This window comes from Ralstonia sp. OTU4908, from assembly GCF_038440115.1.
Lineage (GTDB): Bacteria > Pseudomonadota > Gammaproteobacteria > Burkholderiales > Burkholderiaceae > Ralstonia > Ralstonia pickettii.
Map to the genome: position 1 here is coordinate 23,720 of NZ_JASATD010000029.1, position 26,165 is coordinate 49,884.

25 protein-coding genes are annotated in these 26,165 nt (G+C 65.7%); 13 read left to right on the forward strand and 12 right to left on the reverse strand.

Annotation, left to right across the window (positions count from 1 at the left end):
* Positions 1-52 precede the first annotated feature (52 nt).
* Positions 53-964, reverse strand: a complete 912-nt coding sequence (locus AAHM38_RS19755) for an RNA polymerase sigma-70 factor (protein ID WP_116576903.1) — start codon at positions 962-964, stop codon at positions 53-55.
* A 71-nt stretch (positions 965-1,035) separates the two neighbouring features.
* The gene (locus tag AAHM38_RS19760; protein ID WP_116576904.1) at positions 1,036-3,258 is read right to left on the reverse strand and encodes a response regulator; all 2,223 of its coding nucleotides are present in this window, start codon (positions 3,256-3,258) and stop codon (positions 1,036-1,038) included.
* 240 nt (positions 3,259-3,498) lie between these two features.
* Between AAHM38_RS19760 and AAHM38_RS19765 the strand changes: the two genes are divergently transcribed.
* A complete protein-coding gene (locus tag AAHM38_RS19765) occupies positions 3,499-4,113 on the forward strand; it encodes a glutathione S-transferase (protein WP_116576905.1) in 615 nt (204 codons plus the stop codon).
* A 7-nt stretch (positions 4,114-4,120) separates the two neighbouring features.
* On the opposite strand, the gene AAHM38_RS19770 is transcribed toward AAHM38_RS19765, so the two are convergent.
* Positions 4,121-5,269 carry an HPP family protein gene (locus tag AAHM38_RS19770; RefSeq protein WP_116576906.1) on the reverse strand — a complete coding sequence of 383 codons (1,149 nt, stop codon included), beginning with the start codon at positions 5,267-5,269 and terminating at the stop codon, positions 4,121-4,123.
* A 227-nt stretch (positions 5,270-5,496) separates the two neighbouring features.
* Between AAHM38_RS19770 and AAHM38_RS19775 the strand changes: the two genes are divergently transcribed.
* On the forward strand, positions 5,497-7,482 hold the full coding sequence (locus AAHM38_RS19775; protein ID WP_116576907.1) for a phosphatase PAP2 family protein: 1,986 nt from the start codon (positions 5,497-5,499) through the stop codon (positions 7,480-7,482).
* A gap of 19 nt (positions 7,483-7,501) precedes the next feature.
* On the opposite strand, the gene AAHM38_RS19780 is transcribed toward AAHM38_RS19775, so the two are convergent.
* Positions 7,502-8,341, reverse strand: coding sequence for an AraC family transcriptional regulator (locus tag AAHM38_RS19780; protein WP_116576908.1), 840 nt, complete (start codon positions 8,339-8,341; stop codon positions 7,502-7,504).
* 311 nt (positions 8,342-8,652) lie between these two features.
* Between AAHM38_RS19780 and AAHM38_RS19785 the strand changes: the two genes are divergently transcribed.
* Positions 8,653-8,946, forward strand: coding sequence for a GYD domain-containing protein (locus AAHM38_RS19785; RefSeq protein ID WP_004635830.1), 294 nt, complete (start codon positions 8,653-8,655; stop codon positions 8,944-8,946).
* Positions 8,947-9,016: 70 nt separating this feature from the next.
* On the opposite strand, the gene metK is transcribed toward AAHM38_RS19785, so the two are convergent.
* Positions 9,017-10,207, reverse strand: a complete 1,191-nt coding sequence (metK, locus tag AAHM38_RS19790; protein ID WP_116576909.1) for a methionine adenosyltransferase — start codon at positions 10,205-10,207, stop codon at positions 9,017-9,019.
* Between the two features lie 239 nt (positions 10,208-10,446).
* Between metK and AAHM38_RS19795 the strand changes: the two genes are divergently transcribed.
* From AAHM38_RS19795 to AAHM38_RS19810, 4 genes are all read left to right on the forward strand, one after another.
* Positions 10,447-11,295: a lysophospholipid acyltransferase family protein gene (locus tag AAHM38_RS19795; RefSeq protein ID WP_037027950.1), complete on the forward strand. Its 849-nt coding sequence runs from the start codon at positions 10,447-10,449 to the stop codon at positions 11,293-11,295.
* 13 nt (positions 11,296-11,308) lie between these two features.
* Positions 11,309-12,202: a lipid A biosynthesis lauroyl acyltransferase gene (locus AAHM38_RS19800; protein ID WP_009239318.1), complete on the forward strand. Its 894-nt coding sequence runs from the start codon at positions 11,309-11,311 to the stop codon at positions 12,200-12,202.
* A gap of 89 nt (positions 12,203-12,291) precedes the next feature.
* Entirely contained in the window at positions 12,292-13,170 is an 879-nt protein-coding gene (gene dapF, locus AAHM38_RS19805; protein ID WP_116576910.1) for a diaminopimelate epimerase, read from the forward strand.
* Positions 13,171-13,217: 47 nt separating this feature from the next.
* A complete protein-coding gene (locus tag AAHM38_RS19810) occupies positions 13,218-14,045 on the forward strand; it encodes a polyphosphate kinase 2 family protein (RefSeq protein ID WP_116576911.1) in 828 nt (275 codons plus the stop codon).
* Between the two features lie 126 nt (positions 14,046-14,171).
* Here AAHM38_RS19810 and pyrE read toward each other — a convergent pair whose 3' ends face one another.
* On the reverse strand, positions 14,172-14,849 hold the full coding sequence (gene pyrE, locus AAHM38_RS19815) for an orotate phosphoribosyltransferase (protein ID WP_004635818.1): 678 nt from the start codon (positions 14,847-14,849) through the stop codon (positions 14,172-14,174).
* A 33-nt stretch (positions 14,850-14,882) separates the two neighbouring features.
* On the opposite strand from pyrE, the gene AAHM38_RS19820 reads away from it, so the two are divergent.
* Together AAHM38_RS19820 and argC are read left to right on the forward strand one after the other, a co-directional pair.
* On the forward strand, positions 14,883-15,668 hold the full coding sequence (locus AAHM38_RS19820; protein WP_009239315.1) for an exodeoxyribonuclease III: 786 nt from the start codon (positions 14,883-14,885) through the stop codon (positions 15,666-15,668).
* A gap of 127 nt (positions 15,669-15,795) precedes the next feature.
* The gene (gene argC, locus AAHM38_RS19825) at positions 15,796-16,809 is read left to right on the forward strand and encodes an N-acetyl-gamma-glutamyl-phosphate reductase (protein WP_065860151.1); all 1,014 of its coding nucleotides are present in this window, start codon (positions 15,796-15,798) and stop codon (positions 16,807-16,809) included.
* A gap of 71 nt (positions 16,810-16,880) precedes the next feature.
* Here the strand turns inward: argC and AAHM38_RS19830 are convergent, their stop codons facing one another.
* The 4 genes from AAHM38_RS19830 to AAHM38_RS19845 all read right to left on the reverse strand — a co-directional run bounded on the left by AAHM38_RS19830 (position 16,881) and on the right by AAHM38_RS19845 (position 20,118).
* Entirely contained in the window at positions 16,881-17,789 is a 909-nt protein-coding gene (locus AAHM38_RS19830) for a prohibitin family protein (RefSeq protein ID WP_116576912.1), read from the reverse strand.
* A gap of 308 nt (positions 17,790-18,097) precedes the next feature.
* The gene (locus AAHM38_RS19835) at positions 18,098-18,853 is read right to left on the reverse strand and encodes a YdcF family protein (RefSeq protein ID WP_179817634.1); all 756 of its coding nucleotides are present in this window, start codon (positions 18,851-18,853) and stop codon (positions 18,098-18,100) included.
* 121 nt (positions 18,854-18,974) lie between these two features.
* Positions 18,975-19,580 (reverse strand): DUF6630 family protein, encoded by a 606-nt coding sequence (locus tag AAHM38_RS19840; protein WP_037027956.1) that lies wholly within the window; start codon positions 19,578-19,580, stop codon positions 18,975-18,977.
* Between the two features lie 25 nt (positions 19,581-19,605).
* Positions 19,606-20,118, reverse strand: a complete 513-nt coding sequence (locus AAHM38_RS19845; RefSeq protein WP_037027957.1) for a MarR family winged helix-turn-helix transcriptional regulator — start codon at positions 20,116-20,118, stop codon at positions 19,606-19,608.
* A 217-nt stretch (positions 20,119-20,335) separates the two neighbouring features.
* Between AAHM38_RS19845 and AAHM38_RS19850 the strand changes: the two genes are divergently transcribed.
* Complete coding sequence (locus AAHM38_RS19850; RefSeq protein ID WP_116576914.1) at positions 20,336-21,244, forward strand: DMT family transporter; 909 nt, start codon at positions 20,336-20,338, stop codon at positions 21,242-21,244.
* A gap of 8 nt (positions 21,245-21,252) precedes the next feature.
* Here the strand turns inward: AAHM38_RS19850 and AAHM38_RS19855 are convergent, their stop codons facing one another.
* Positions 21,253-22,197 (reverse strand): M48 family metallopeptidase, encoded by a 945-nt coding sequence (locus tag AAHM38_RS19855; protein WP_116576915.1) that lies wholly within the window; start codon positions 22,195-22,197, stop codon positions 21,253-21,255.
* A 97-nt stretch (positions 22,198-22,294) separates the two neighbouring features.
* On the opposite strand from AAHM38_RS19855, the gene AAHM38_RS19860 reads away from it, so the two are divergent.
* On the forward strand, positions 22,295-23,584 hold the full coding sequence (locus AAHM38_RS19860; protein ID WP_116576916.1) for a muropeptide transporter: 1,290 nt from the start codon (positions 22,295-22,297) through the stop codon (positions 23,582-23,584).
* Positions 23,585-23,588: 4 nt separating this feature from the next.
* Here the strand turns inward: AAHM38_RS19860 and AAHM38_RS19865 are convergent, their stop codons facing one another.
* Positions 23,589-24,782: a class I SAM-dependent methyltransferase gene (locus tag AAHM38_RS19865; protein ID WP_116576930.1), complete on the reverse strand. Its 1,194-nt coding sequence runs from the start codon at positions 24,780-24,782 to the stop codon at positions 23,589-23,591.
* A gap of 16 nt (positions 24,783-24,798) precedes the next feature.
* On the opposite strand from AAHM38_RS19865, the gene AAHM38_RS19870 reads away from it, so the two are divergent.
* Entirely contained in the window at positions 24,799-25,617 is an 819-nt protein-coding gene (locus tag AAHM38_RS19870) for an SDR family oxidoreductase (RefSeq protein ID WP_037027964.1), read from the forward strand.
* 19 nt (positions 25,618-25,636) lie between these two features.
* The gene (locus tag AAHM38_RS19875; protein ID WP_012760881.1) at positions 25,637-26,035 is read left to right on the forward strand and encodes a dihydroneopterin aldolase; all 399 of its coding nucleotides are present in this window, start codon (positions 25,637-25,639) and stop codon (positions 26,033-26,035) included.
* Positions 26,036-26,165 lie beyond the last annotated feature (130 nt).

Genomic DNA, 26,165 nt, shown 5'->3' on the forward strand with positions numbered 1-26,165 from the left:
AAGACGCCTGGCGCGGCTGCGTTGTGACAGCCCTGCCAGAAAACTCGGTTTTTTATGCGCCGATGCCGATGTGCGCCAGCTTGTCCGGATTGCGCACCACGTAGATGGCTACGATCTGGCCGCTCTCGATGACGAACGACTGGGCCGATTCCAGCGTGCCATTCACGTAGCGCAGCAGGCCGGGCTCGCCGTTCACGCGGGCCTGCACGTAGCGGACGTCGCCCATGGCGCGCACCAGCTCGCAGTAGATCTTGGTGATCTGACCGGCGTCTTGAATGATGCGCGTGAACGACGGCACCTTGCCACCGCCGTCGCCCACGAGTTGCGCGTCATCTGCAAGCAGCGCGCGGATGGCATCGCGTTGGCCCGTGCGTGAGGCTTGCGCAAAGCGCTCGAGCAAATCCCGATGCGCATCGGGCGCGACATCGAAGCGCGGGCGCTCCTGCTGCACCCGGTCTGATGCGCGGTGCACCATCTGCCGGCACGCAGCTTCGGTCTTGCCCAGCAGGGCGGCGATCTCCGAATAATCCTGCTCGAATACCTGGCGCATCAGAAACGCCGCGCGCTCTTCGGGCGACAGGCGCTCGAGCACCCACAGCAGGGCCATCGACACATCGCCTGCCAGTTCCACGGCGGTTTCGGGCGTGTGGGCGTGGCTTTCGGGTTCAACCAGCGGCTCGGGCAGCCACCAGCCGACGTAGGCTTCGCGCTCGGTTTTGGCGGCGCGCAGGCGGTCGATCGACAGGCGCGTGACGACGGTCACTAGCCACGCCTCGGCCGATTGCAGCGCGGTTCGGTCGGTCTGGTGCCAGCGCATCCAGGCGTCCTGCAAAACGTCTTCCGCGTCGGCCCGACTGCCCAGCATGCGGTAGGCAATCGCAAAAAGCCGAGGCCGCGCGGCGCTGAAGGCTGTGTCTTCGCGATCAGTGCGGGTAGCACGGTCGGGGTGTGGTTGTGACGTCATGGCGAAGGTGTCGTCTAGGGAAGATGCTCCCTAGACGGACAGGCGCGGTCAGTTGTGACAGGACGCAGCGATTATGCGGCGTTCGTCACATGTCGCGTTGCCGCGTTTACGGTCGTACCGAGCCATGGCGCCAGCGCTTCATGCAGCAGCGTCAGTTCGACGGGCTTGGCGAGCACGCGTGCGCCCGGAATGGGCTCGCCAATCTCGGCGTGCGCGCCGTAACCGGTCATCAGCAGTACGTCCATGTGTGGGTGCAGCGGCCGCAGCGTGCGGGCGAGCTCAGCGCCGGATCGGCCCGGCAGGGTGAGGTCGGTCAGCAGCACTTGAACCGTGCGCGTGTGGGCCAGGGCGAGGGCGTCTTCCGCAGTGGCGGCGGCCAGGCATTGCAGGCCAAAGGTGGCGAGCACCTCCTGCATGGCTTCGCGGGAGGCAGTGTCGTCTTCCACCAGGAGCACCGTAGGCGGTCGCGACGTGTCTGCAGTTGCAGGCACGTCGATGGACGGCACTGGCGATGTCGTTGCCGATGTCGTTGATGTTGGCTGCAACCGCGCCTGCACTGTGCGGCTGCTGTCGAGCACGTTGCGCACCATGCGCGCCAGGTCATCGCGCCGGTAAGGTTTGTCGAGCAGCGTCACGCCAGGCGGCAGCCTGCCGTCGTGCAGTATCTCGTCACGCGTGTAGCCCGAAACGAGCAGCACCGGTAGCGGCGGCACGCGTTGCGCCGCCCGGATCGACAATTCGCCGCCCTTGATGGGGCCCGGCATGATCACGTCGGTAAACAACAGATCGATGGGCGTGCCGCTGTTCATGAGTTCCAGCGCGGCCTCGCCGTTGGCCGCGGTCAGCACGCGGTAGCCGAGCTGGGTGAGCATGTCGACGGCGGTCAGGCGCACGTCGGTGTCGTCCTCCACCACGAGGATGGTCTCGCGCCCGCCCATGGGCGTGACGACGGTGTCGCGCAGGTCCAGGGCATCGTCCTGGGCGGCCACCGTGCTGCGCGGGAAGTAAAGCTGCACCGTGGTGCCGCGCCCGACCGCGCTGTCGATGGCGACATGCCCGCCGCTCTGCGTGACAAAGCCGAACACCATGCTGAGCCCCAAGCCTGTGCCGTGGCCGTCGGGCTTGGTGGTGAAGAAGGGCTCGAAGACGTGTTCGACCACTTCGGGCGGCATGCCCACGCCGGTGTCGGTAACGGAGAAGACGAGGTAGTCGCCGGGCGCAAGCTGGCCGCGCCCCTGCGCCTGCGTGCTGTCGAGCGTGACGTTGGTGGCGGCGATGGTCAGCACGCCGCCGCCGCGCATGGCATCGCGTGCGTTGATGGCAAGGTTCAGCAGCGCGTTCTCGAGCTGGTTGCGGTCGGCCTGCACGTGCCACAGATCATCGGCCAGGTGCGTTTGCACCTTGATGGCCTCGCCCAGCGCGCGGTGCAGCATCTCGCTCATGCCCTGGATCAGCCGTGTCGGGTTCACCACCGCAGGCGAGAGTGGCTGGCGCCGCGCGAAGGCCAGCAATTGCGCGGCCAGCGTGGCGCCGCGCTGCACGGCGCGCGTGGCAGCGGCCACTCGGTGCTGAACGCGCGTGTTGCCCGGCGCTTCCACGGCCAGCATCTGCAGGTTGCCGGCAATCACCTGCAGCACGTTGTTGAAATCATGCGCGACGCCGCCGGTCAGGTTGCCGATGGCTTCCATCTTCTGGGCTTGGCGCAATTGCGCTTCCACTTCGGCGCGGGCAGACAGTGCGTCGGCCACGCGTTGCTCCAGCGTTTCGGTCAACTGGCGCAGGGCCTGCTCGGCGGCCTGCCGCTCGCGCTCGGTCTGCACGCGCTCGGTGGTTTCCACCACGATGGCAAGCACGCCCGCCGGGCGACCGGTGTCATCGGGCAGCGGGCTGTAGTAAAGATCCATCCACACGTCTTCGGGGCGGCCGTTGCGCAGCAGGACGAGTTCCTTGTCGCGGTACGACAGCGTGCCGCCACCGAGGCAGACATCCATGACGTGGCGGTTGAAATCCGCGACTTCGGGCCAGCCGAGTTCAACGGGGCAGCCGAGCAGATACGGATGACGCCCGCCGGCAAACACGGCGTAGGCATCGTTGTAGACCATGTAGCCGTGGCGGCCCCACAGCATGACCAGCGGCACCGGACACGCCAGCACCATTTGCACGGCGGCACGCAGGCTGGGTGACCAGTCCTGGATCGGGCCCAGTTCAGTGGAGGCCCAATCGAATGCCAGCACGCGCTGCGCCATCTCACCGTTCCAGCCGAGGCAGTCATGGTGATGCGCGAGAAACGGCATAAGGTCTCCTGTCCGGCGGGCAGCACAGTGCACCCGAGTTGTGGTCATTCTAGAAAATCGGGAGGCCGGCCGGCGTCGGCAACAGACGGCTCAAAGCCATGCCGCGCACGCAGAAAACGTGCCTGAGGCGGCCGGCACGCTTTGCGCTGGCTGTCTATCATGTGCATCCGTGCCCGCGCAGCCTTGCGCTTCGCACCAAGGTTTTCTACCCACCGACGCCCCCACCAGCGAGGAGATTTCATGAAGTTGATCGGCATGCTTGATTCACCGTACGTGCGCCGCACGGCCATTTCGCTGAAGCTGCTCGGGCTGCCGTTCGAGCACGCGGCGGTCTCGGTCTTCCGGCATTTCGATCAGTTCAGCGCCATCAACCCCGTGGTCAAGGCGCCCACACTGGTGTGCGACGACGGCACCGTGCTGATCGACTCCACGCTCATCATCGATTACGCAGAAACGCTGGCAGGCCGCAGCTTGATGCCCGCCGCCATTGCCGAGCGCCAGCACGCGCTGCGCGTGATCGGCCTGGCGCTCGCCGCGTGCGAGAAGGCCGTGCAGATCGTCTATGAACACAACCTGCGCCCGAGCGAGAAAGTGCACGGGCCGTGGGTCGAGCGCGTGCACAGCCAGTTGCTGGCGGCGGTGGAAGCGCTGGAAGCGGAGTGGAAGGACGCGCCCTTGCCGGTGGACCAGAACGAGCTGAGCCAGGCCGGCGTAACGGTGGCCGTGGCCTGGGCCTTCATCCAGTTGATGGTGCCGGACCGCGTGCCGGCGGCGGATTATCCGCGCCTGGTGGCGTACTCGGTGGCGGCGGAACAGTTGAGCGCGTTCCGCGAGTTGCCGATGGACGCGGTTTGATGGCCGCTCAGGCCGCCTGTGGCTCGATGTTGGCCTGACGGTACAGCCCGCCCACCAAGTCGGATTCCGTGACGATGCCGGCCAGCCGGCCGTCGGCATCCAGCACCGGAATGTGGTGGTGGCCGGCGCTGGCAAACATCGGCACCAGATCCGACATGGGCGCGTTGGCGGCGATGGTCTGCACGCGTGTCTTCATGTGATCGGCCACGCGCGGGGGCGTGAGCGCGCCGATGCTGAACCAGCGGCGCAGCGTCTGGCGCATGTCCGCCGGCGCCAGGCCTAGCAGGTCGACGCGCGTGACGATGCCCACCACGCGCCGTCCCTCATCCACCACCGGCAATGCCTTGAAACCATGCTGGCGCAGCAGTTCCAGTGCACGGGGGATCGACGTGCCGGCCAAGACCGTGACCACCGGCGTGGTCATGATGTCTGCACAGGTGAGCGCCTGGAACGTGCGCGTGTAGGCCTGCAGTTGCATCTCGCGCAGCACGGCTTCGATGTCTTCGGGGTCGATGTCGAGCAGCTCGCTCTGGCGGCGCAGCGCGGCGACGATGTCGGCGCGGGTGAAACCAGCCGCCGTGGGCGGACGCTCGGCAGCGGGCAGGCGTTGCGCGTGCGGATACCGGTGGCCCGTGGCCGCGTGGTACACCAGTGCGCCGACCAGCAGCAGCGCTGACTGGATCAGGATCGGCTCCAGCACGAAGCGATAGCCCAGGGCATGCACGGCCGGGCCGCCAATCACGGCGGTGAGCGCCACCGCGCCTGATGGCGGGTGCACGCAGCGCAGTGCGAACATGCCGGCAATGGCCGCCGAGATGGCCAGCGCAGAGGCAATCACCGGATCATTCACCAGCAGCGCGAACGTCACGCCCACGGTAGCCGCCACCAGGTTGCCGCCGATGATCGACCACGGCTGCGCGAGCGGACTGGCGGGCACCGCAAACAGCAGCACGGCAGAGGCGCCCATTGGGGCGACCAGCAGCGGGATCAGCGTGGAAGCGCCCGGCACCATCTTCATCATCGTGCCGGTAAAGAGGATGCCGGCGAGGGCGCCGACTGCGGAACGGACGCGCTCGCTCCAGCGCACCGTCACGGGTGCAGGAATGAAGCTGTGGAGCCAGCGGCGCAGGGCGGGATGCAGGGATGAAGAGGACATGGTCGACGGACGGCGATTGCCCAGGCTTCACCAATGTCAAAGAATGCAGCCGGCGATTCTATCACGCCGTGACATAACTCACTGTCAGCGCTGTCATGACGCGGAATGCCCCAATGTAGGGCGAAGATCATGCGAATTTGTCAACGAAACGTCACCGTTGTTTCATGGCGCGTGTCGAGACTCCCGGGCTTTCCAACGCTCTTTGCGGGTTGCGAGCCCGCCGCACCATGTCCTTCACTGCCCGCCCCGCGTTTTCCCGCCCGCGTATGTGCTCCAGCCTCGTTGCGCTGTTCGGTGCCGTCGCGCTCACCGCGTGCGGCGGCGATGACACCACCAGCAGCACGCCCGTTGCCACCACGCAGGCCATTCCGGCGCCGCCCGCAGACCCGGGCTTTGTCGACACGGCGGCCGTGGCCACCGGCGTACCGGCCTTCGTCGACAACATCGCTACCAACCAGCGCGGCGATGCCCGCTACGCCACGCTGGGCACCAATGCCGGCGTGCGCCTGTTCACCCGCTTTCTGGATCTCTGGCAGCCGCTCACGGAAATCGTCGATGCGGGCGTGAGTGCGCCAGCCAACGGGTCGTTCCCGGCGGTCGTGGCGTCCACGTGGACGGGCCTGCCCAACGACGGCACGGCCGGCGGCACGCAGCTCAATCTGCCGGTCTTGAACGCAAACGTTCAATACGTGGTGAACGCCACCACCAACCGCACGCAGGCCCAGGCCGACGCGGCGTACTTTGACGACCGCCGCGGCAAGGGCTACAGCGTGAGCGACGGCATGGGGCCGCTGACCACCGCGTGGCGCACGCTGGCGCAGCAGACCACGTCGATTACCACCGTGCCGGCCGATGCCACCACCGTGCTCTACAACGACAGCGGCAACAACACGGGCGTGGGCACCTCGGCCGGCAACACTGCCTTCGGCAAGGTGGTCGACCTGATCAACACGGTGGGCAACAACGCCTCCACCGAGCCTTCCAAGCGCTTCTACAAATACGCGCGGCCGTACCGCTGGAGCAGCAGCGTGGTCGTCGTGCCGACGCTGGTGCCGGCCGAGAGCCCGACGCCCACCACCGACGGTGGCTTCATCAGCGGCCACTCGGCGGAAGCAACGCGCGATGCGGTGGCCATGGCATACCTGGTGCCTGAGCGGTTCCAGCAGATGCTTGCACGCGGCATGGAGCTGGGCGAGAACCGCATCCTTGCCGGCATGCATTCGCCGCTGGATGTGATGTCCGGCCGCATGATCGGCATTGCCGCCGCGGCGGCCAACCTGGCTGACCCGGCCAACGCCACGCTCAAGGCTGCCGCCTTCACCCAGGCGCACACCGCCCTGATGGCGCAGACGGGCACCGATGCCACGACCTTCGCGGCGCTCGCCCAGTCGGGCACGCCGGCCACCGACCGCTTTGCCGACTACGCCACCAACCAGGCCAACTTCACGCGCCGCATGACGTTTGGCTTCACGCAGATCAGTGCCACGACGCTGGCGCCGGTGGTACCCAAGGGCGCCGAGGTGCTGCTGGAAACCCGCTTCCCGTACCTGAGCGCCGACCAGCGCCGCGTGGTGCTCAAGACCACCGAGCTGGCGTCCGGCTACCCGGTGCTCGACGACGCCGAAGGCTGGGGCCGTCTCAACCTGTTCGCGGCGGCCGACGGTTACGGCGCGTTCAATGGCAACGTGATCGTGTCGATGGATGCAACGCAGGGCGGCTTCAATGCGGCCGATTCGTGGCGCAACGCCATCTCGGGCCCTGGCAAGCTCACGCTGCAAGGCACCGGCAGGCTGCGCCTGGCCGGCGTCAACACGTACACCGGCGGCACCCAGGTCGCAGGCGGCGTGCTGGAAGCCGATTCGGCCAATGCATTCGGTGCGGGCGACGTGTATGTGGGAGCCGGCACGCTGGCGGTCAACGCGCCGGCGGCGGTGGCCATTGCGGGCAAGTTCACCCAACTGCAGGGCACGACGCTCGACCTCGCCATCGGCCCGAACGGCCAGGGCAAGCTGAGCGTGGCCGGCCTTACCACCATTGCGGGCGGCACGCTGCACGTGAAATTCGTGAACGGCTACACCCCCAAGGTGGGCGACACCATCGCCGTGGTGGATGGCACCGGCAGCAACCGGCAGTTCACGTCGGTGGTGGTCGACGGCTTCCAGGCCACGGCCATCTACACGCCCACCGGCATCCAGATCCACCTGGACGCCTGATGCCTGATCGTCTGGACGCTCACCTGAGCGGCAGGAGCACGTCAGTCTCGGCTTCGTGCTCGGGCACGTCAGGGTAGAAGCGCACGCGCTGGAACAGCAGCGGCGCGTCGCGCAATTCCTCGCCGCTGGCGGGCAGCCAGTCGGCATACAGGTACGCCACGCTCTGGGCGAGCGTGTCGTCGGAGCCCGTGTGGCGCAGCACGGCGTAGCGGCCGCCCGCCAGCGTTTTGCCCGCTACGCCCGCTGCATTGGGGGCGATCGGCGCGAACGTGGCCGCGCAGATGTCCATCCGAAACGCCTCGGGCGGCACATCGTCGGGATTGTCGTAGACGACGTTGTACGTGGCCGAAACGCTCGGGTGCAGCCGATGCTCACGGCGCCAGACGATGAACGTGCGGAGAGTCTCGCCCAGGCGCGCGGGATCGCCGCGGTGCTCGATGGCGGCGACCGCGACGGCCTCGCGCTCGACGATCTCAACGGATTGGGTTTGCGGTTGTGCCGGCATGTGTTGGCTCCTGAGGGCGCGCAGCGCCTGTAGATCGGTCGCCCAGGACGCCCACTGCGGCGCCGCTCGGAAGGCTGACGGCGATTGGCCCGCCTGCCTGCGGAATGCCCGCGCAAATGCCTCCGGCCCTTCGTACCCGCACGCCAGTGCGATGTCGGTGATGCGCAAATCGTCGCGATAGGCGAGTTGATGCGTGGCGCGCTTCAGGCGCAGCAACCGCACATAGCGCCCGACGTTCATGCCGAACAGCAACGAGAACTGGCGGTGGAAGTGGTAGCTGGAAAACGTTGCCACTTCGGCCAGCCTGTCCACGTCGAGCGTGTCTTCCAGATGCGCGTCGATGTGTGCGAGCACGGCGCGGAAGCGGGCGAGGTAGCGGTCGGTGGCGGTGGTCAGGTTGGGCTCCTGGGTGGCGCTACGTCAGCGCGCGTGATACCGCCGTGCCTGACCGAAGTTGCGCAATGGGCGCTTGTCAGCGGCGGTGTATCGCATCTGAAACCATCCGGGGCACTGCACGGGCTGGAACGGACCGGTGTGGGCGCGATGTTGCCGCAATGCGGCCTGCCAGCTTGCCTGGCGTGCACATTGCACGAAAGCACCTCCCGCGCGTTTCGGCGGCGCGCGATGCGGCTTCCCTCCGACTCCCGCCGATCAGGAGATGCACCATGGCAACCTTTCTGGCCCTGCTGAACTTTACCGACCAGGGCATCCGCAGCGTGAAAGACACCACCAAGCGGGCGGCTGCAGCCCGCGAACTGGCCAAGGCGGCCGGCATCGACATGAAGGCGATCTACTGGACGCTGGGCCAGTACGACCTCGCCGTGATTTGCGAGGGCCCGGACGATGCCGCCATGACGGCCTTCGGGCTGGCGCTGGCCGCGGCGGGCAATGTCCGTTCGCAGACGCTGAGGGCGTTTTCCGCAGATGAGATGAACGGCATTCTCAGCAAGATGCCGTGAGCGCGGTATCGCCAAGCACGCAACAAAAAACCGCCCCGAAGGGCGGTTTCTCTTTGGCGCCAGCGCAGGCTCAGGCAAACGCCTTGGCCGGCTCGCCGGCCAGGCCGGCCGCTTCGCGCAGCAGCAGGGCCTTGTCGGTGGCTTCCCAGCTGAACTCGGGCTCTTCGCGGCCGAAGTGGCCGTACGCGGCGGTCTTTTCGTAGACCGGGCGCAGCAGGTCCAGCATCTGCACAATGCCCTTCGGGCGCAGGTCGAAGTGCTCCTGCACGAGCTTGGCGATCTGCTCGTCCGGGATCACGCCCGTGCCTTCCGTGTACACCGTGATGTTGATCGGGCGTGCGACGCCAATCGCGTAGCTCACCTGCACCTGGCACTGGCGCGCCAGACCGGCGGCCACCACGTTCTTGGCCACGTAGCGCGCGGCATACGCCGCCGAGCGGTCGACCTTGGACGGGTCCTTGCCCGAGAACGCACCGCCGCCGTGCGGGGCGGCGCCGCCGTACGTGTCGACGATGATCTTGCGGCCGGTCAGGCCGCAGTCGCCTTGCGGGCCGCCGATGACAAAGCGGCCGGTCGGGTTCACCAGGTACTTGGTGTCGGCCAGCATGTGCGACGGCAGCACCGGCTTGATGATCTCTTCGATCACGGCTTCGCGGATGGCCTCTTGCGACATCTCCGGCGCATGCTGGGTGGACAGCACCACGGTATCGACGCTGTGCGGCTTGCCATCCACATAACGCACCGTCACCTGCGACTTGGCATCCGGGCGCAGCCAGGGCAGGCGGCCGTCGCGGCGCAGTTGCGACTGGCGCTCGACCAGGCGGTGTGCGTAGTAGATCGGGAAGGGCATCAGCTCGGGCGTTTCATCACACGCGTAGCCGAACATCAGGCCCTGGTCGCCGGCGCCCTGGTTCAGGTAGTCGTCCGATGCGCGGTCGACACCCTGCGCGATGTCGGGCGATTGCTTGTCGTAAGCGACGAGGACCGCACAGCCCTTGTAGTCGATGCCGTAGTCGGTGTTGTCGTAGCCGATGCGCTTGATGGTTTCGCGCGCAACGTGGATGTAGTCGACGTTGGCCGTCGTGGTGATTTCACCCGCGAGCACCACCAGGCCGGTGTTGCACAGCGTTTCTGCTGCGACGCGCGCATATTTGTCCTGGGCGAGGATGGCGTCCAGGATGGCGTCGGAAATCTGGTCGGCGACCTTGTCGGGATGGCCCTCGGAGACCGACTCCGAGGTGAAGAGGAAGTCGTTTGACACGGCTGTTAGCTCCAGATTGGCTATCACGTTGCCAATCCGTTGAGCCACGGCCGGCGACGCTTTAGCGGTATTTAGCAACCTTGCCGAGGTTTGTGGCCAAGCAAGGATTCGCCCCGCAAGTTGTCAGTTAACTCGGCGAATCGCGCTATTATACGCGGCACTTTTCGGGGCCGCAGCAAGGCCTGTCAAGACCCTGCTTCCCTGTCGACTGCGACCAACACATTGCTGCGACCGCACGCATGACCTTCCTGTTCTGGCTGTTTTCACGCTTGCCCCTATCCGCGCTGCAGGCGCTGGGCGGCTGGCTGGGGGCGCTGGCGGCCAAGGTGCCCGGCCGCTATCACGACCGGCTCATTGCCAACTTCCGCCACGCCTATCCCGACGTCACGCCCGCCATGCTCAAGGAGGCCGGGCGATCTGCCGGCCGCATGGTGTTCGAGATGCCCTACTTCTGGGTGCGCAAGAACGGGGCGGACGTCGCCCCTCACCTGTTCGACGTGTGCCGGTCGATCGTCGAGCGCGCGCTTGCAGATGGGCGCGGCCTGATCTTCCTGACGCCGCACCTGGGCTGCTTTGAAGTGCTGCCGCAGGCCTACGCGCGTGAGCACCCCGTCACCTCGCTGTTCAAGCCGCCGCGCAAGGCAAGCCTGCGCGGCTGGATTGAAACCATGCGAGCGGGACCGAACATGCAGATGGCACCGGCAGACCCGCGTGGCGTGCGCATGCTGGTGCGCGCGCTCAAGCGCGGCGAGGCCGTCGGCATCCTGCCCGACCAGACCCCCACCGCCGGCGAAGGCGTATGGGCGCCGTTCTTCGGCAAGCCCGCCTATACGATGACGCTGGTGCACCGTTTGCATCGGCTCACAGGTGCGCCCGTCGTGGCACTTTTTGCCGAGCGGTTGCCGCGCGGCGCGGGCTATCGCCTGCACTTGGAGGAGATCGGCGATCTGCCCGAAGACGCAACGCAGGCCGCCACCCGCATCAATGCCGCCGTCGAACGGTTGATTGCCGTGGCGCCGACGCAATATCTCTGGGGCTATAACCGCTACAAGCATCCCAAGGGCGCGGACGCTCCGCCCGCTGCCTGACACTGCTGCCTTTATGGAACGTCTCTCTGCCAAACTCGGACTCGGCTTCTTGTGGCTGCTGTCCTTCCTGCCGTACGGCTTTGTCGCGCGTTTTGGCGAAGGCCTGGGCGGGCTGCTGTACCGCATTCCCAATGGCCGCCGCCGCGTGGTGCTGGCCAACTTGCGCGCGTGCTTTCCCGAGAAGTCCGAAGCCGAGCGCGAAGCCATGGCGCACGAAGTCTTCCGCAAGGTCTTCCGCAGCTTTGCCGAGCGCTCGTTTGCGTGGTTCGCGTCGGAAAAGCGCCTGATGCGCGTGGTGAAGATCGACGACCAGGCCAATCTGCCAGCGCTGCACGGCCAGCCGCACATTCTCGTCACGCTGCATCTGTCGGGCGTGGAGATCGGCGCGCTGGCGCTGACCGACTACCTGCGCAAGCACGTCGGCAACGCCGGCTGCTCGCTGTACACGCGCATGGCCAACCCGGTGCTCGATGACGCCATCAAGGCGCTGCGCAGCCGCTTTGGCGCGACCATGGTGTCGCGCAACGAAAACATCCGCCAGATCATGCGCACCATCAAGCGCGGCGAGGCGCTGCAGCTCATCTCCGACATGGATTTCGGCGAGCGCGACTCGGAGTTCGTGCCGTTCTTTGGTGTGCCGGCGCTCACGCTCAACGCCATCCCGCGCATGGCATCGATGACCGGTGCCAAGGTCGTGCCGATGTACACCGAGATCCTGCCCAACTACGAGGGCTACGCGCTGCGCATCCTGCCCGCGTGGGAGAACTACCCCACCGGCGATCTGACCGCCGACACGCGCCGCATGAACGCCTTCTTTGAAGACGCGATACGCCCGCGCATCACCGAGTACTACTGGGTGCACAAGCGCTTCAAGCACCGTCCCGAGGGCATGCCGGGCATTTATTGATGCGGGGAGCCGGCCCGCGGCAACCCCGGCCGGCTCCCTTTAGAATGGGTGTTTTCCGAACGCTCATCGCCGCATCTGTGCGGCCAGCCATGAAACTGCACTTCACCAAGATGCACGGCGCGGGCAACGACTTTGTCGTGCTCGACGGCATCCAGACCCCGATCGACTTCACGCCCGAGCAATGGGCTGCCATTGCCGACCGCCATTTCGGCGTGGGGGCGGACCAGCTCCTGCTGGTCGAGCGTTCAACGCGGCCCGACGTCGATTTCCGCTACCGCATCTTCAACCACGACGGTGGCGAGGTGGAGCACTGCGGCAACGGCGCGCGCTGCTTCGTCAAGTTCGTCACCGACCGCGGCCTGACGGACAAGCGCACCGTGCGTGTTGAAGTCATGAACGGCATCGCCACGCTGACGATGCAGGACGACGGCCAGGTCACGGTCGACATGGGCGCACCGGTGTTCGAGGCAGCGCGCCTGCCGTTCCTGCCCGAAGGCCTGCCCACCCGCGTCGAGGGCGACGACACGCAGCACGCGCTGCAGATCAACGGCCGGACCGAATGGCTGTCGACCGTGTCGATGGGCAACCCGCACGCCGTGCAGATCGTCGACGATACGGAAGCCTTCCCCGTGCTGGAAGACGGCCCGCTGATCGAATCGCATGCCGTGTTTCCGCGTCGCGTGAATGCGGGCTTCATGCAGATCGTCGATCGCCATTCCGTGCGCCTGCGCGTGTACGAGCGCGGCGCGGGGGAGACGCTCGCCTGCGGCACCGGCGCCTGCGCAGCAGTGGTGGCCGGCATCCGCCGTGGCGTGCTCGATTCGCCCGTCAAGGTAACCACGCATGGCGGCGACCTGACGATCGCCTGGGCCGGCGTCGGCCAGCCCGTAATGATGACGGGCCCCGCCACAACCGTGTTTGAAGGCACGCTGGATCTGGATGCGCTCAAGCTGACCGTTGCCCACTAGGCGCGCGGGAACTGCCCATTCGCCTGTCTGAACAACAAGGAGACACCGTGGCATCCAACGGCAAGAACCCCATCGACGACTGGTATTTCGACGGCAGCAGCAAGTTCAAGATTGCCAAGTTCGATCCTGCCGCCAAACCGTGCACCACGGGCAGCAAGGCCGGTGATCTGGCGCGGCTGGCCGAACTGTCTGCGCGCATTGAGGCGCTGCAGGACATCTTCTATGCCGAGCACCGCCGCAAGCTGCTGGTCGTGCTGCAGGGCATGGATACCGCGGGCAAGGATGGCACGGTACGCACCGTATTCCGCGCGCTCGACCCGCTCGGCCTGCGCGTGGTGGGCTTCAAGGTGCCCACGCCGCTGGAGTTGGCGCATGACTTCCTGTGGCGGATCCATGCGGAGGTGCCGGCCGCAGGCGAGATCGTCATCTTCAATCGCAGCCACTACGAAGATGTGCTCGTTACCCGCGTGCATGGAGACATCGACGCCGCCGAGTGCAAGCGCCGTTACGCTCACATCAATGCTTTCGAGCAGATGCTGACCGAGACCGGTACCACCATCGTCAAGTGCTTTTTGCATATCTCCAAGGAGGAGCAGCGCGATCGGCTGCAGATGCGCATCGACGATCCGCAGAAGCACTGGAAGCTTGGGATGGCGGACATTGAAGAACGCAAGTTCTGGGAAGACTACATGGCTGCCTACGAAGACGCGATCAATGCCACAGCCACCCCGCACGCGCCGTGGCACATCATTCCGGCGAACTCCAAGTCGCATCGCAGCCTGATGGTGGCGGAGATTCTGCTGCAGGTGATGGAGCGGTTGCAGCCGGAATATCCGATGGGGAATCCGGCGTTCTTGGGGTTGAAGATCGAATAGGGTGGTGGTTTGCGGCTCTTGCGCTGATGGTGCATCCCTCGCATCGGCTGCGACAGGAGGATGAGCCACAAAAAAACAAAACCCCGGCGAACAACATCCACCGGGGTTCTTTAACGCGGCAAAAACTCAGATCGCGCTAACGCCGTACTTATCCCGATAAGCAGCAGCCTTTTCCCGATACCCAGCCAGCGCAGGGTCGCCCGCGTTATCCAGATACCCAAGCAGGTCATCCAGATTCGCAATCGACACCACCGGCATGCCGTACTGCGCCTGCACATCCTGCACCGCAGAGCGCTCGCCGATATCCACGGCGTTGCCGCTGCGCTCCATCCGATCCATCAGGATCAGCACAGCAGCCGGGGTCGCGCCGGCGGCGCGAATCAGCTCGACGGACTCGCGCACCGAGGTGCCGGCAGAGATCACGTCATCGACGATCACCACCCGGCCCTGCAGCTTCGCGCCGACCAGGCTGCCGCCTTCGCCGTGGTCCTTGGCTTCCTTGCGGTTGTACGCAAAGCCCACATTGCGGCCCAGGCCTGCGAGCGCCACGGCGGTGGCCGACGCGAGCGTGATGCCCTTGTAGGCCGGCCCGAACAGCATGTCGAACTCGACACCCGAGTCCAGCAGGGTTTTCGCATAGAATTGCGCGACTTGGCCCAGCAGGGCGCCGTCTGCGAACTTGCCGGCGTTGAAGAAATAGGGCGACGTCCGCCCCGCCTTGGTCACGAATTCCCCGAACGACAGCACGCCGGCTTCCACCGCAAAGCGGATGAAGGATTGGCGCAACTCGCTGTTTTGGCTCATCTTTTTTTCTCTGGTCCGCAAAAAAGTCCCGCCATGTTACGCATCATTTCCGCCAACCTCAACGGCGTTCGCTCCGCTGCCAGCAAAGGCTTTTTTGATTGGATGGGCAAGCAGGACGCCGACTTCGTCTGCGTGCAGGAACTGAAATGCGCGCAAGACGACATGACCCCGGAATTTCTGGCGCCGCACGGCTACCACGGCGTGTTTCAGCACGCGGTAAAGAAAGGCTACAGCGGCGCGGGCCTGTACACGCGCCACAAGCCGGACGAAGTCATCGTCGGCTTCGATAACGGCGAGTTCGATGCCGAAGGCCGCTACGTCGAGGCCCGCTACGGCAAGCTGTCGGTCATCTCCGTCTACGTGCCGTCGGGCTCCAGCGGCGAAGAGCGTCAGCAGGCCAAGTTCCGCTTCATGGACCTGTTCATGGAGCACCTCAAGGACCTGCGCCACGAAAAGGGCCGCGAGGTCGTGCTGTGCGGCGACGTCAACATCGTGCACAAGGAAATCGACATCAAGAACTGGAAGGGCAACCAGAAGAACTCCGGCTGCCTCCCTGAAGAGCGCGCGTGGCTGACCAAGCTCTTCGATGAGGTCGGCTACGTGGACGTGTTCCGCACGCTCGACCAGCGCCCCGAGCAGTACACGTGGTGGAGCAACCGCGGCCAGGCATACGCGAAGAACGTCGGGTGGCGGATCGATTACCAGATCGCCACGCCGGGCATTGCCGCCACGGCACGCCGCGCGTCGATCTTCAAGGACATCAAGTTCAGCGACCACGCGCCGCTGACGATCGATTACGACACGAAGCCGCACTGGTAAGCGGCACTAAAAACACTTCATAGCGCTGCCGCGGAAATGTCTTCGTCAGCCGCTACAATGCAAACCTCACGCGCCGGCATCGCTTGCCGGCGTTGTCTTTAGCCCCCAGTTTTTTAGCGAGATCACCATGGCATTCAAGGTTTTCGTCGACGGTCAGGAAGGCACCACCGGCCTACGCCTGCTCGATTATCTGTCGCAGCGCGACGATATCGAGCTCCTGCGCATCGCCGAAGACAAGCGCAAGGATTCAGCCGAGCGCGCCAAATTCCTGAATGCCGCCGATGTCGCATTCCTGTGCCTGCCCGACGTCGCCTCGCGCGAGGCCGTCTCGCTGGTCAACAATCCGAACACCTGCATCATCGACGCCAGCACCGCGTTCCGCACGTCGGACGACTGGGTCTACGGCCTGCCCGAACTGGCCCAGGGTCAGCGCGAGCGCCTGCGTAACACCAAGCGCATCGCCGTGCCGGGCTGCCACGCCAGTGCGTTCGTGCTGCTGATGCGTCCGCTGGTGGACGCGGGCATCGTCCCGGCCGACTACCCGGTCACCGCGTTCTCGCTCACCGGTTACAGCGGTGGCGGCAAAGCGATGATTGCCGACTACCTCGCCGCCAATAATCCGAAGCTCGACAGCCCGCGTCCGTACGCGCTGGCGCTGGCTCACAAGCACCTACCGGAGATGCGCGTGCAGAGCAAGCTGTCGCTCGCACCGATCTTCACGCCGGTCGTCGGCAATTTCCTCAAGGGCCTGGCCGTGACGATCGGCCTGCACCCGCAGCACCTGGCCCGCAAGGTGAGCCCGACGGACATCGCCCGCGTGCTGGCCGATTACTACCAGGGCGAGCAGTTCATCCGCGTGGCGCCGGCTGACAACGTTGCGACGCTCGACAACGGCTTCTTCGATGTGCAGGGCGCCAACGACACCAACCGAGCCGACCTGTTCGTGTTCGGTTCGGACGAGCGCATGGTCGTCACCGCGCGCCTGGACAACCTGGGCAAGGGCGCGGCCGGTGCGGCGGTGCAATGCATGAACGTGCACCTGGGCGTGGATGAAGCGACGAGCCTGCATGTGGAAGCGCCGATTCCCGCAGCTGGCGCCGAGCACGCCGTGCGCGAAGCAGCGCCGGGCTTCGCAAGCTGATCGCCGCCTGAGCGAAAACGAAAAACGCGCCTTCGGGCGCGTTTTTCTTTGGCCATTTTTACGATCGGGGCTTACTTGGCTTGCGCGCCGGCCGGAATGTTGAACAACATGCCGCCGCCGTTGCCGCCCGCCATCACGCTCGGCGTCACGCCGTTCCATTTCTCGATGGCGGCACGTTCGAGCTTCAGGCGTTCCCAGGCGAGCAGCCGGTCATCCAGCGACGAGGCGAGCGCATGGTTGGCCGCGGCTTCCCCTTCGGCAATCGCCACTTTCTTCTTGGCCTCGGCCTGGGCGGAGCGCACTTCATTTTCAGTGCGGATCGCGTCTTGGATGGCCTTGGTCTTGGCGCTCACTGCATCGAGCAGCGCACGCGGCGGGCGCAGCGAGCCGACGATGCCGAACTGCTTGATCGACACGCCCAGCGGTGCGAGCCGCGTGTCCAGCTCCTTGGTCAGCCGCGCGACAAACTCTTCCTTCTTGCCGCCGTTCACGTCGTCAAAGTTGTATTCCGAGCCCATGGCGACGATCACGTTGCGCGCGGTGTCGCGCAGGTAGCCGTGCGTGAACGTCTCGATGCGATCGGCGCGGAAGTTGGTGTAGAAGGCCGGCACCTTCTCGCGATCGAGCTGGTACGAGACGGCTACGTCCACGTTGACGGGCACGGCGTCCTTCGTGTTGAACGTCAGTTCTTCGTTGAGGGCGCGGCCTTCGTTCACGTCTTGCGTCCAGATCACGCGCTGCACGTAAGTCGGGTACTGGATGATCGCCGTCTGCACGGGGTTGTAGAACACGAACCCGGTGACGACGTTTTCATGCGTGATGCCGCGATCGACGAGCCGGTTGATCTTGATGCCCGTGTAGCCGGGCGGAATGATCTGCCAGTTCAGCAGGAAAGTCCGCCCGATCACCAGCGCCGCGACGGCGCCGAAGACGAGCGCGAGCAGTTTGACCGGCAGCTTGCTTGCCGTGACTTGAGGCATGAGGGTTCCCCTTGCTTGTTGGTTTGCTTCTGAGGTGTGGCTGGCGGGGTGGGCGCTGCTTACGCAGCGGCCCACTTGCTGGCGCAGGAATCGTCAGCGATTCCCGTCAGGGATGGCCGCGCCCGGTGGGCGGGTGCTGGCAAGCGAGCTTGCCAATGGTGATGAGGCGGTGAGCTTCAATACGGCCGAGATGGCGCATTGCGATGCCCGGATGTTGCGATGCACAAAGTATAGGTCGGCGCCGGAATTTTGCTCCCCCCCGGAAGCACTAGAGCACCACTTCGAATGCCCTGCGCAGGGCCGCCGAATCAGGCGTCACCGGGGTTGATGCGCGCGGGGTTCCAGCCCAGCGCGTTGTACATGTGATAGCGCGCGATGCCGATCCACTCGTGCAGGGCGAAATCGGTCAGCGCAAAGTTGTATGCCATCGGCAAGGGCGAGGCTGCGGCCTGCAGATCGTCGGCGCGCACCGGAATCGGCGCCATGCCGAAGTGCGTGAAATACAGCAGGCTGCGCCGCAGGTGGATGGCGGACGACACGAGCACCGTGCGGTCCGGCGCGTATTGCGCCAACACCGTGCGCGAGAATTGCGCGTTCTGCCGCGTGTTCATGCTCTGGGGCTCGATGAGCACGTCGTCCTTGGCGACGCCCAGCCTGACAAGCTCGCGCTGATACACGGTGGCTTCCGGCGAGCCATGGTGACGTGCATCGCCGCCGCTGACGAGGACCTTGCAATCGCCATCCGACTTGCGGCACGCCTGGTACAGCTGTGTGGTTTCCACCAGCCGCGGATACGAGAACAGCCCCGGCTCGACCGAGTCGCCCACGCGGAACGTGCCCGCGCCCAGCAGCACGATGGCGTTGCGCGTGCCCCATTGGATGTGCGGCTCGTTCTCGAACGGTTTTTCGAGCGAATCGAGCAGCCAGGCCGGCACCGGCCCGCAGCCGATCGCGATCACCAGCACACCACAGAACACCGCCAGCCCGCGCGCAGCCCGACGTCGGCCGCGCGCTGCACACACCGCTGCCACGATCACCAGCACACACAGGATGGTCAGGCTCACACGCTCCTCCAGGTTGGCGCCCCACGCGCACACGTGAGCCGCCATCGTAAAGAGGAACGGCCCGGCGCGCGACCCGTTTGCTTACGGGGTTGTTGCGGCCGATTGCGGATATTGCAACACGCTAGAGCGACAGCCCTTGCGACGCGCGGAAGTCGTCTGCCTGTTCGATTTTCAACCCTGCTCGCTCGGCGTACAGGCGGGCCTCTTGCAGCAAATCCGCCCGGATGGGAAACGCAAAGTAGTCGTCGCCGCCAGTGTCGACGTGCAGCAATTCGTAGCCATGCGGACGCAGCCACGCGCCAAAATCGAGCAGGCCGTCGGCAACGGTGCGCTCGGCTTCAGCGCGGGCCCATTCCCAACGCGCCCCGATGCCGAGCGTGTCGAGCAGCTTCTCTGCCTGCCATTCGATTTCATCCCAGGCTTTCCAATCGACCGAGATGGCCAGCGTCCACGGGGCGCCATCTCCCAGGTTTCGGGCGAGTGACCATGTCAGCAGGCCGGCGATGTCGTCGCCGGGGAGGTCACCGGTTCGTACGGAATCGGCTATCTGATCGGCCTCAGCCTGCCCGCACGGGCTTCCTACAAGGCGCACGAATTCGGCGAGGGCATCGAGCGTTTCCGCGCTGGGAGAGAAGTCGTCCCGCAGGATGTCGTCGTCGCGCAGCGGATCTTCCGATACCGGTGTCGACGCAGGCCGGCTGAACAGGTGTTTGAATCGCTTCAGCATGAAGGTGTTCTCCTTTCTGCGGGGTTCAGCCGCCAACGCCACCGATCTTACCCAGCAGTTCGCGCAACATCGCCCGCTCCGCCGGACTCAGCGCCGCAAGCATCCGTTCTTCTGTCTGCACATGCGAGGCGACCAGTCCGTCGACCAACGCGAAGCCTTCGTCGGTCAGCACGATCTGCAGCCCGCGCCGGTCGTCTGGATCGGTCTTGCGGGCGATCAGGCCGCGTTTTTCCAGCCGGTCGAGCCGGTTTGTCATGGCGGAGGTCGACAGCATCATGTCCTTGGCCAGCGCCGAAGGCGACAGCGCCTGGTCGCGGCCGTTGCGACGCAGCGTCAGCAGCACGTCAAAGCCCGCCATGTCGAGATCGGCTCCCGCCACGTTGGCGACCACGCCGCTGCGCAGCCGCTCGCCGGCGCGCCAGACATCGCCGCAGACTGCCATCGGGCTCGGGTCGATGTCGGGGCGCTCGCGCCGCCATTGCGCGAGGATGTTGTCCATCGGTGCCCCTTGCGGGGATGTGGAATCGCCTTGACCCATAAAACTCCTCATCCTAGTATTTCGACATCGAATTACTTGATGTCGAGACTTTAGGAATCGTATCGGGTTTGGCCGAGCGAGACAACGCGAGCCGTGATGGTTCCCGCTGAAGCCACAGGGCGTCGACGCGAGCGGGTGCTATGTAGCGGAACACGCATGAAACCTGTCCAAGCGACTCATTATTTCGATATCAAATAACGTGACATGGAGATTTCTCATGCAGTTCAACCGCCTGACGCTCATGTTGGCGACCGCTGCGGCACCCGTTCTGTGGGGCACGACATATCTGGTGTTCACGCAAACGCTGCCCGTTGGTCACCCGTTGCTGGTCGGCGCGCTGCGTGCGCTCCCGGCAGGGGTGCTGCTCATGCTTCTCGGCCCGGGCCTGCCGCCGCGTAGCAAGTTGCTTCCCTTGCTGTTTCTCGGGCTGGCGAATATCGGCGTGTTCTTCGCGCTCTTGTTCTTGGCGGCGCAGCGCCTGCCAGGCGGCGTGGCAGCGACGATCATGTCGGCGCAACCGCTGGTGGTGGCGCTGCTGGCGTGGCCCCTGCTGGCGCGCAAGCCGCGTCCGGCGCAACTGGCGGCAGCGCTGGCAGGGTCGATGGGGGTGGGGCTGCTGATTCTCGGCCCAGCGGCCAGGCTCGATGCGATTGGTGTGGCGGCAGCCCTGGCCGCTGCGTTTTCGATGGCGATCGGCACCGTGCTCATTGAACGCTGGGGCCGAATCGGCACGCCGCTGGCGGTGGCTGCCTGGCAGCTCGCGCTGGGCGGGCTGGTGCTGCTGCCAGTGGCGTTGTTCGTGGAAGGCTTGCCGCCCATGCTCACAGCGCGCAACGCGGTGGGCTTTGCGTACCTTATCGTCATCGGCACGGCGTTGGGCTACTGGCTATGGGTGCGCGGTATCGGCGTGCTCGGCGCAGACGTGACGTTTCTGTCGTTGCTCAGCCCGCTGACGGCGACCGTGCTCGGCGCGCTGGTCCTGGGCGAGTGGTTCAGCCCGATGCAGACGGGCGGAGCGGTGCTGATCCTGGGCGCAACGGTGGCGGGGATGGCGTTGTCGCGGCGGGCACGGCGAGAGCCCGCAGTGCAGCGTCCTGGCTCAAGCGAGCAGCTGCAGCCGCATTGATTTGCACACTACCGCCGTACCATCGGCCGCATCGGCGCTTCGTCGCCATTATCAACAGGCGCAGCCCCCAGATATTGCATGTTCGACCGATATTCGGGCAGCTTCGCCATCGTCATATGGCGGGCGTCGGCAAACAGCGTGAGCGTTTCGGGCAAATGACGCGACAGCACCGCCATCCGCGTGCGTCCCGACGGGTGCGTCGACAGAAACTGCTTTTGCTCCGTCCCGCCGATCGAACCCATTTTCTGCCACAGCGTGAGCGCGGCGCGCGGGTCGTAGCCGGCGCGGGAGGCGATGTCCATGCCGACCAGGTCGGCCTCGGTTTCCTCCGCGCGCGAGAAGGCCAGCAGGTGCATCTTGGCGCCTTCGCCGAGGTCCGTATCGCCCCGGTTGCCGAAGCCGAACAATTGCGAGATGACGTTGGCGCCCAGGTTGGTGATTTCACGCTGGCCGGCGCGGGCGCGGGCGTGTTCGCGCAACGCGTGGGCGATCTCGTGGCCGAGCGCCATGGCGAGTTCGTCGTCCGTCAGCTTGAACTGTTCGAGCAGGCCCGAGAACACGGCGATCTTGCCGCCGGGCATGCAGAACGCGTTCACCTGCGACGAGCCGATCAAGTTGACGTCCCACTGCCAGTGCGTGGCGTCGGGGTTCCAGCGCGGTGCCTGAGGTGTGAGCCGTTTGACGATGCCGCGGATGCGGATCAGATCCGGCACGTTGTCGGACGCCAGCGCGCCTTCGTGGGCCGCGTTGTCGATGATCCCCTGATATTCGGCCAGCGCGCGCTTATCGATTTCCTCGGCCGGAATGACGAGCCGGATGTTGGGCGATGTGGTGGTGGGCGCTTCCAGCTTCACGCCGTCGGCGGGGACGGGCAGCGGGCCGTCCATGGCGGTTGCCCACGCAGATAGCGCGAGGCCGAAAGTGGTCAGCAGGGAGCGTGTGACGCGGGGCATATGGGTGAGGGGACGGATCCGTGCGACATAATATCGGCCAACGCCGCGCGCCACGCTACGTGGCAACCCGCATTCGCCTTCGCCACCGGCCCGCCGCATGACCTTCCACGATTACCTCGATATTTTTCGCAACCGCCGCATCGGCGCCATGTTGTTGCTGGGCTTTGCCTCCGGCCTGCCGCTGGCGCTCACCTCGGGCACGCTGCAGGCCTGGATGACGGTGGAAGGGCTGGATATCCGCACCATCGGGTTGTTCTCGCTGGTGGGGCAGGCGTACATCTTCAAGTTCCTGTGGGCGCCGCTGATGGACCGCTTCACGCCGCCGCTGATGGGCCGGCGGCGCGGCTGGCTGGTGCTGACGCAGGCCGGGCTGGTGGTGTCGATTGCCGCCATGGCCTTCACGCCGCCGCACGCCGCGCTCTGGGCACTGGCCGGGCTTGCCGTGCTGGTGGCGTTTTTGTCGGCGTCGCAGGACATCGTCTTCGATGCCTACAGCACCGATGTGCTGCATACGAGCGAGCGCGGCGTCGGCGCAGCCGTGAAGGTGCTCGGCTACCGGCTGGCGATGCTGGTATCGGGCGGCCTGGCGCTGTATCTCGCCGATCGCGTGATGGGCTGGAGCAACATGTATCTGCTGATGGCCGCCCTGATGGCGCTGGGTATCTTCACCACACTGTGGTCGCCCGAGCCGGAGGTGTCGGCGCGCCCACCGCGCAGCCTGCAGGAAGCGGTGGTCGGCCCGCTGCGGGACTTTTTCTCCCGCCGTGGCGCCTGGGCGCTGCTGGCGCTGATCGTGCTCTACAAGCTGGGCGATGCGTTTGCGGGCAGCCTGTCGACCACGTTCCTGATCCGCGGCGTCGGCTTTTCTGCGGGTGAGGTCGGCATCGTCAACAAGACGCTCGGCTTGGCCGCCACCATCGTGGGCGCACTGTATGGCGGCACGCTGATGGTGCGGCTGGGGCTGGTGCGCGCGCTGCTGATCTTCGGCGTGCTGCAGGCCGTGTCGAACCTGGGCTACTGGGTGCTGGCCGTGACGCCGCAGCACCTGTGGACGATGGCGGTGGCCATCGGCATCGAGAATATCTGCGGCGGCATGGGCACGGCGGCCTTTGTGGCGCTGCTGATGGCGCTGTGCAACCGGTCGTTCTCGGCGACGCAGTATGCGTTGCTGTCGGCGCTGGCTTCCATCGGCCGCGTGTACGTCGGGCCCACCTCGGGCTACCTCGTTGAAGCCTACGGCTGGCCCGCGTTCTATCTGATGACCGTGGTGTTTGCCTTCCCGGGCCTGGCGCTGCTTTGGTGGATGCGCGGCACGATCGGCCGCTACGAAGCCGAGCAGAACGAACGCGCCTTGGAAGCCAAAACAGCCAAGGCCGCGTCAGCCTGATCGACTAACCCAAGCGGTTCGAGCGGTCGGCGTCCGCAAAGCCGGCCAGCGGCAGTGCTGCATCGATGCCTTTGCCCAGCGCGATGGCTTTGAACAGCTCGCCCATTTCGGCTTCGGAGAGCAGCTTCTGCACGGCATTGGCTGCCGGCAGAAACTGCATCGGGTCGGACGGGTCGAGCCTCATCAGCAATTCGCCCACACCGGCGCTCAACAGAAAGCGCGCCTGGCTCGTATAGCCGAGCAGTTCCAGCCCGGCTTCCTGGCCCGCCTGTGCAATCCCCGAAAAATCGACGTGCGCGGTGATGTCCTGCAGGCCGGGCAGCCAGAACGGATCGTCGTGCGCGTGCTGGCGGTAGTGGCACATGAGCGTGCCGTTGGCGCGGTGCGCGTGGTAGTACTCGGCAGCCGGGAAACCGTAGTCGATCAGCAGCAGCAGGCCGCGTTCTAGCGCTGCGCCGGTGCTGCGGATGAAGCCCTCGGCGGCCTCATGCGATTCGGTAACGAAATCATCCGTGCCGGGCAGGGCGGCCAGCTTGGCTGGGACCTCTGACGGATCAACAAGCCGGTCTTCCCATTGCAGGCCGTGCTCCGCATCTAGCATCACGCCGCGCTGGTGCCACATGCCGCCGCGCCGCGCCCACAGCGACACGGGCATCGCATCCAGCACTTCATTACCGACCATCACGCCGGTGAACGGTGCGGGCAATGTGTCGTGCCACTGCGCCAGGGCGCCCAGTTCGGGGCCGAGCGCAGTCAGACGCTCCTGCTGGCGCTGGCGCAGCTCGCCGGAGAGTTCGACGATGCCGTAGCCGTCGGGCCGCACGCTCAGCGCATCCAATTCGATAAGGATGTCGGCGGCCAACTTGCCGGTGCCGGCGCCAAATTCCAGCACGTGGCGCTGGCCTTCGGGCAATGCCTGCAGCACCTGCGCGAGCTGGTGCGCCACGGTGCGGCCGAAGAACGGCGTCAGTTCGGGCGCGGTGATGAAGTCGCCGCCGTCCTCCACGCGGCGGCCGAATTTGGCCGCGCCGCCGCTGTAATAGCCCAGGCCGGGCGCGTAGAGCGCCAGTTCCATGTAGCGGTCGAACGGAAGCCAGCCGCCGGCGGCCGCAATGGCGTCGGCGATCACGGCGAACAGGTGCGCGGACTGCGCCTGCGCCGCCTCGTTGGGAAGCGGTAAACTCACGGTTTTGCTCATCGGCGAATTGTAAACAATGGCGCAGACGCCCAACCAGTCCACTGCGGAATCGACCGCAGAATCCGCTACACAGCGGCGCATCGCTCTCGTCACAGGCGCAGGCCGTCGCGTGGGGCGCGTCATTGCCCTGGCCCTGGCCCGTCACGGCTGGGATGTGGCAGTGCATTGCCACCGCTCGCGCACCGAGGCCGACGCCGTGGCCGCCGAGATCACCGCCATGGGCCGGCGCGCCGCCGTGCTGCAGGCCGACCTGTCGGACGAAGCCGCCGCCGGCCGCCTGATCGCCGATTGCAGCGCTGCATTGGGTACGCCCACGTGCCTGGTCAACAACGCGTCGCTGTTCCAGTACGACGTCGCGACCAGCTTCAGCTATGCGTCGCTCGATACGCACATGCGCACCAACGTGGCGGCGCCGCTGCTGCTGTCGCGCGAGCTGCACCGTGCGCTGACTGCCGATGGCGCCGAGCACCGCGGCGTCGTCATCAATCTGCTCGACCAGAAGCTCGATAACCTGAACCCGGATTTCCTCTCTTACACGTTGTCGAAGGCGGCGCTGTCGACCGCCACGATGCAGCTTGCGCAGGCGCTGGCGCCCGCGCTGCGCGTGGTGGGCGTGGCGCCGGGCATCACGATGGTGTCGGGCGACCAGTCGCAAGGCGGGTTTGCACGCGCGCACCAGATGACGCCGCTGGGCCAGTCGTCCACGCCGGAAGACATCGCCGAGGCGGTGTGCTACCTCGCCACCGCCCGCGCCGTCACCGGCACCACACTGTTCGTCGACGGCGGCCAGCACCTGATGCCGCTGGCTCGCGACGTGATGTTCCTGACTGAATAATCTTTCCCCGGACGCTCCCATGCTTTCCCTGCTATCCCACCCGCGCCTGTCGCACTGCCGCCGCATGTTCCTGCGCAACTACGAAGTGCAGATCAACATCGGCGTGCATGAATTCGAGAAAAAGGGCGAGCAGCGCGTCCTGATCAACATCGAGCTGTACGTGCCGCTGGAGCATTCGTCGCCCACGGAAGACAAGCTGCATGAAGTGGTGGATTACGACTTCATGCGCGAGACCGTGGCGCGGCGCATGGCGCAAGGCCATATCCATCTGCAGGAGACGCTGTGCGATGACGTGCTGACGGCGATGCTCAAGCACCCGCATGTGCTGGCCGCGCGGGTGTCGACGGAGAAGCCGGATGTGTATCCGGATTGTGAGTCGGTGGGGGTGGAGGTGTTTCGGATTAAAGAGTCGGGCTGAGGGCTTTTTTTGATGCTCGTGTAGCGTCCCTTGTTTCACCCCCTGCCGGGGGCGACTTACTTTCTTTGTCTTGCCAAAGAAAGTAAGCAAAGAAAGGCGCGCCCGAGATGGCGAAAGACTCCTTGAATTT

What these genes read in the sequence shown, in the direction of transcription:
- AAHM38_RS19755 (WP_116576903.1), bottom strand. Translation starts at nt 964, where the DNA reads ATGACGTCACAACCACACCCCGACCGTGCTACCCGCACTGATCGCGAA.
- AAHM38_RS19760 (WP_116576904.1), bottom strand. Translation starts at nt 3,258, where the DNA reads ATGCCGTTTCTCGCGCATCACCATGACTGCCTCGGCTGGAACGGTGAG.
- AAHM38_RS19765 (WP_116576905.1), top strand. Translation starts at nt 3,499, where the DNA reads ATGAAGTTGATCGGCATGCTTGATTCACCGTACGTGCGCCGCACGGCC.
- AAHM38_RS19770 (WP_116576906.1), bottom strand. Translation starts at nt 5,269, where the DNA reads ATGTCCTCTTCATCCCTGCATCCCGCCCTGCGCCGCTGGCTCCACAGC.
- AAHM38_RS19775 (WP_116576907.1), top strand. Translation starts at nt 5,497, where the DNA reads ATGTCCTTCACTGCCCGCCCCGCGTTTTCCCGCCCGCGTATGTGCTCC.
- AAHM38_RS19785 (WP_004635830.1), top strand. Translation starts at nt 8,653, where the DNA reads ATGGCAACCTTTCTGGCCCTGCTGAACTTTACCGACCAGGGCATCCGC.
- AAHM38_RS19795 (WP_037027950.1), top strand. Translation starts at nt 10,447, where the DNA reads ATGACCTTCCTGTTCTGGCTGTTTTCACGCTTGCCCCTATCCGCGCTG.
- AAHM38_RS19800 (WP_009239318.1), top strand. Translation starts at nt 11,309, where the DNA reads ATGGAACGTCTCTCTGCCAAACTCGGACTCGGCTTCTTGTGGCTGCTG.
- dapF (WP_116576910.1), top strand. Translation starts at nt 12,292, where the DNA reads ATGAAACTGCACTTCACCAAGATGCACGGCGCGGGCAACGACTTTGTC.
- pyrE (WP_004635818.1), bottom strand. Translation starts at nt 14,849, where the DNA reads ATGAGCCAAAACAGCGAGTTGCGCCAATCCTTCATCCGCTTTGCGGTG.
- AAHM38_RS19820 (WP_009239315.1), top strand. Translation starts at nt 14,883, where the DNA reads ATGTTACGCATCATTTCCGCCAACCTCAACGGCGTTCGCTCCGCTGCC.
- argC (WP_065860151.1), top strand. Translation starts at nt 15,796, where the DNA reads ATGGCATTCAAGGTTTTCGTCGACGGTCAGGAAGGCACCACCGGCCTA.
- AAHM38_RS19830 (WP_116576912.1), bottom strand. Translation starts at nt 17,789, where the DNA reads ATGCCTCAAGTCACGGCAAGCAAGCTGCCGGTCAAACTGCTCGCGCTC.
- AAHM38_RS19840 (WP_037027956.1), bottom strand. Translation starts at nt 19,580, where the DNA reads ATGCTGAAGCGATTCAAACACCTGTTCAGCCGGCCTGCGTCGACACCG.
- AAHM38_RS19845 (WP_037027957.1), bottom strand. Translation starts at nt 20,118, where the DNA reads ATGGGTCAAGGCGATTCCACATCCCCGCAAGGGGCACCGATGGACAAC.
- AAHM38_RS19850 (WP_116576914.1), top strand. Translation starts at nt 20,336, where the DNA reads ATGCAGTTCAACCGCCTGACGCTCATGTTGGCGACCGCTGCGGCACCC.
- AAHM38_RS19855 (WP_116576915.1), bottom strand. Translation starts at nt 22,197, where the DNA reads ATGCCCCGCGTCACACGCTCCCTGCTGACCACTTTCGGCCTCGCGCTA.
- AAHM38_RS19860 (WP_116576916.1), top strand. Translation starts at nt 22,295, where the DNA reads ATGACCTTCCACGATTACCTCGATATTTTTCGCAACCGCCGCATCGGC.
- AAHM38_RS19865 (WP_116576930.1), bottom strand. Translation starts at nt 24,782, where the DNA reads ATGAGCAAAACCGTGAGTTTACCGCTTCCCAACGAGGCGGCGCAGGCG.
- AAHM38_RS19870 (WP_037027964.1), top strand. Translation starts at nt 24,799, where the DNA reads ATGGCGCAGACGCCCAACCAGTCCACTGCGGAATCGACCGCAGAATCC.
- AAHM38_RS19875 (WP_012760881.1), top strand. Translation starts at nt 25,637, where the DNA reads ATGCTTTCCCTGCTATCCCACCCGCGCCTGTCGCACTGCCGCCGCATG.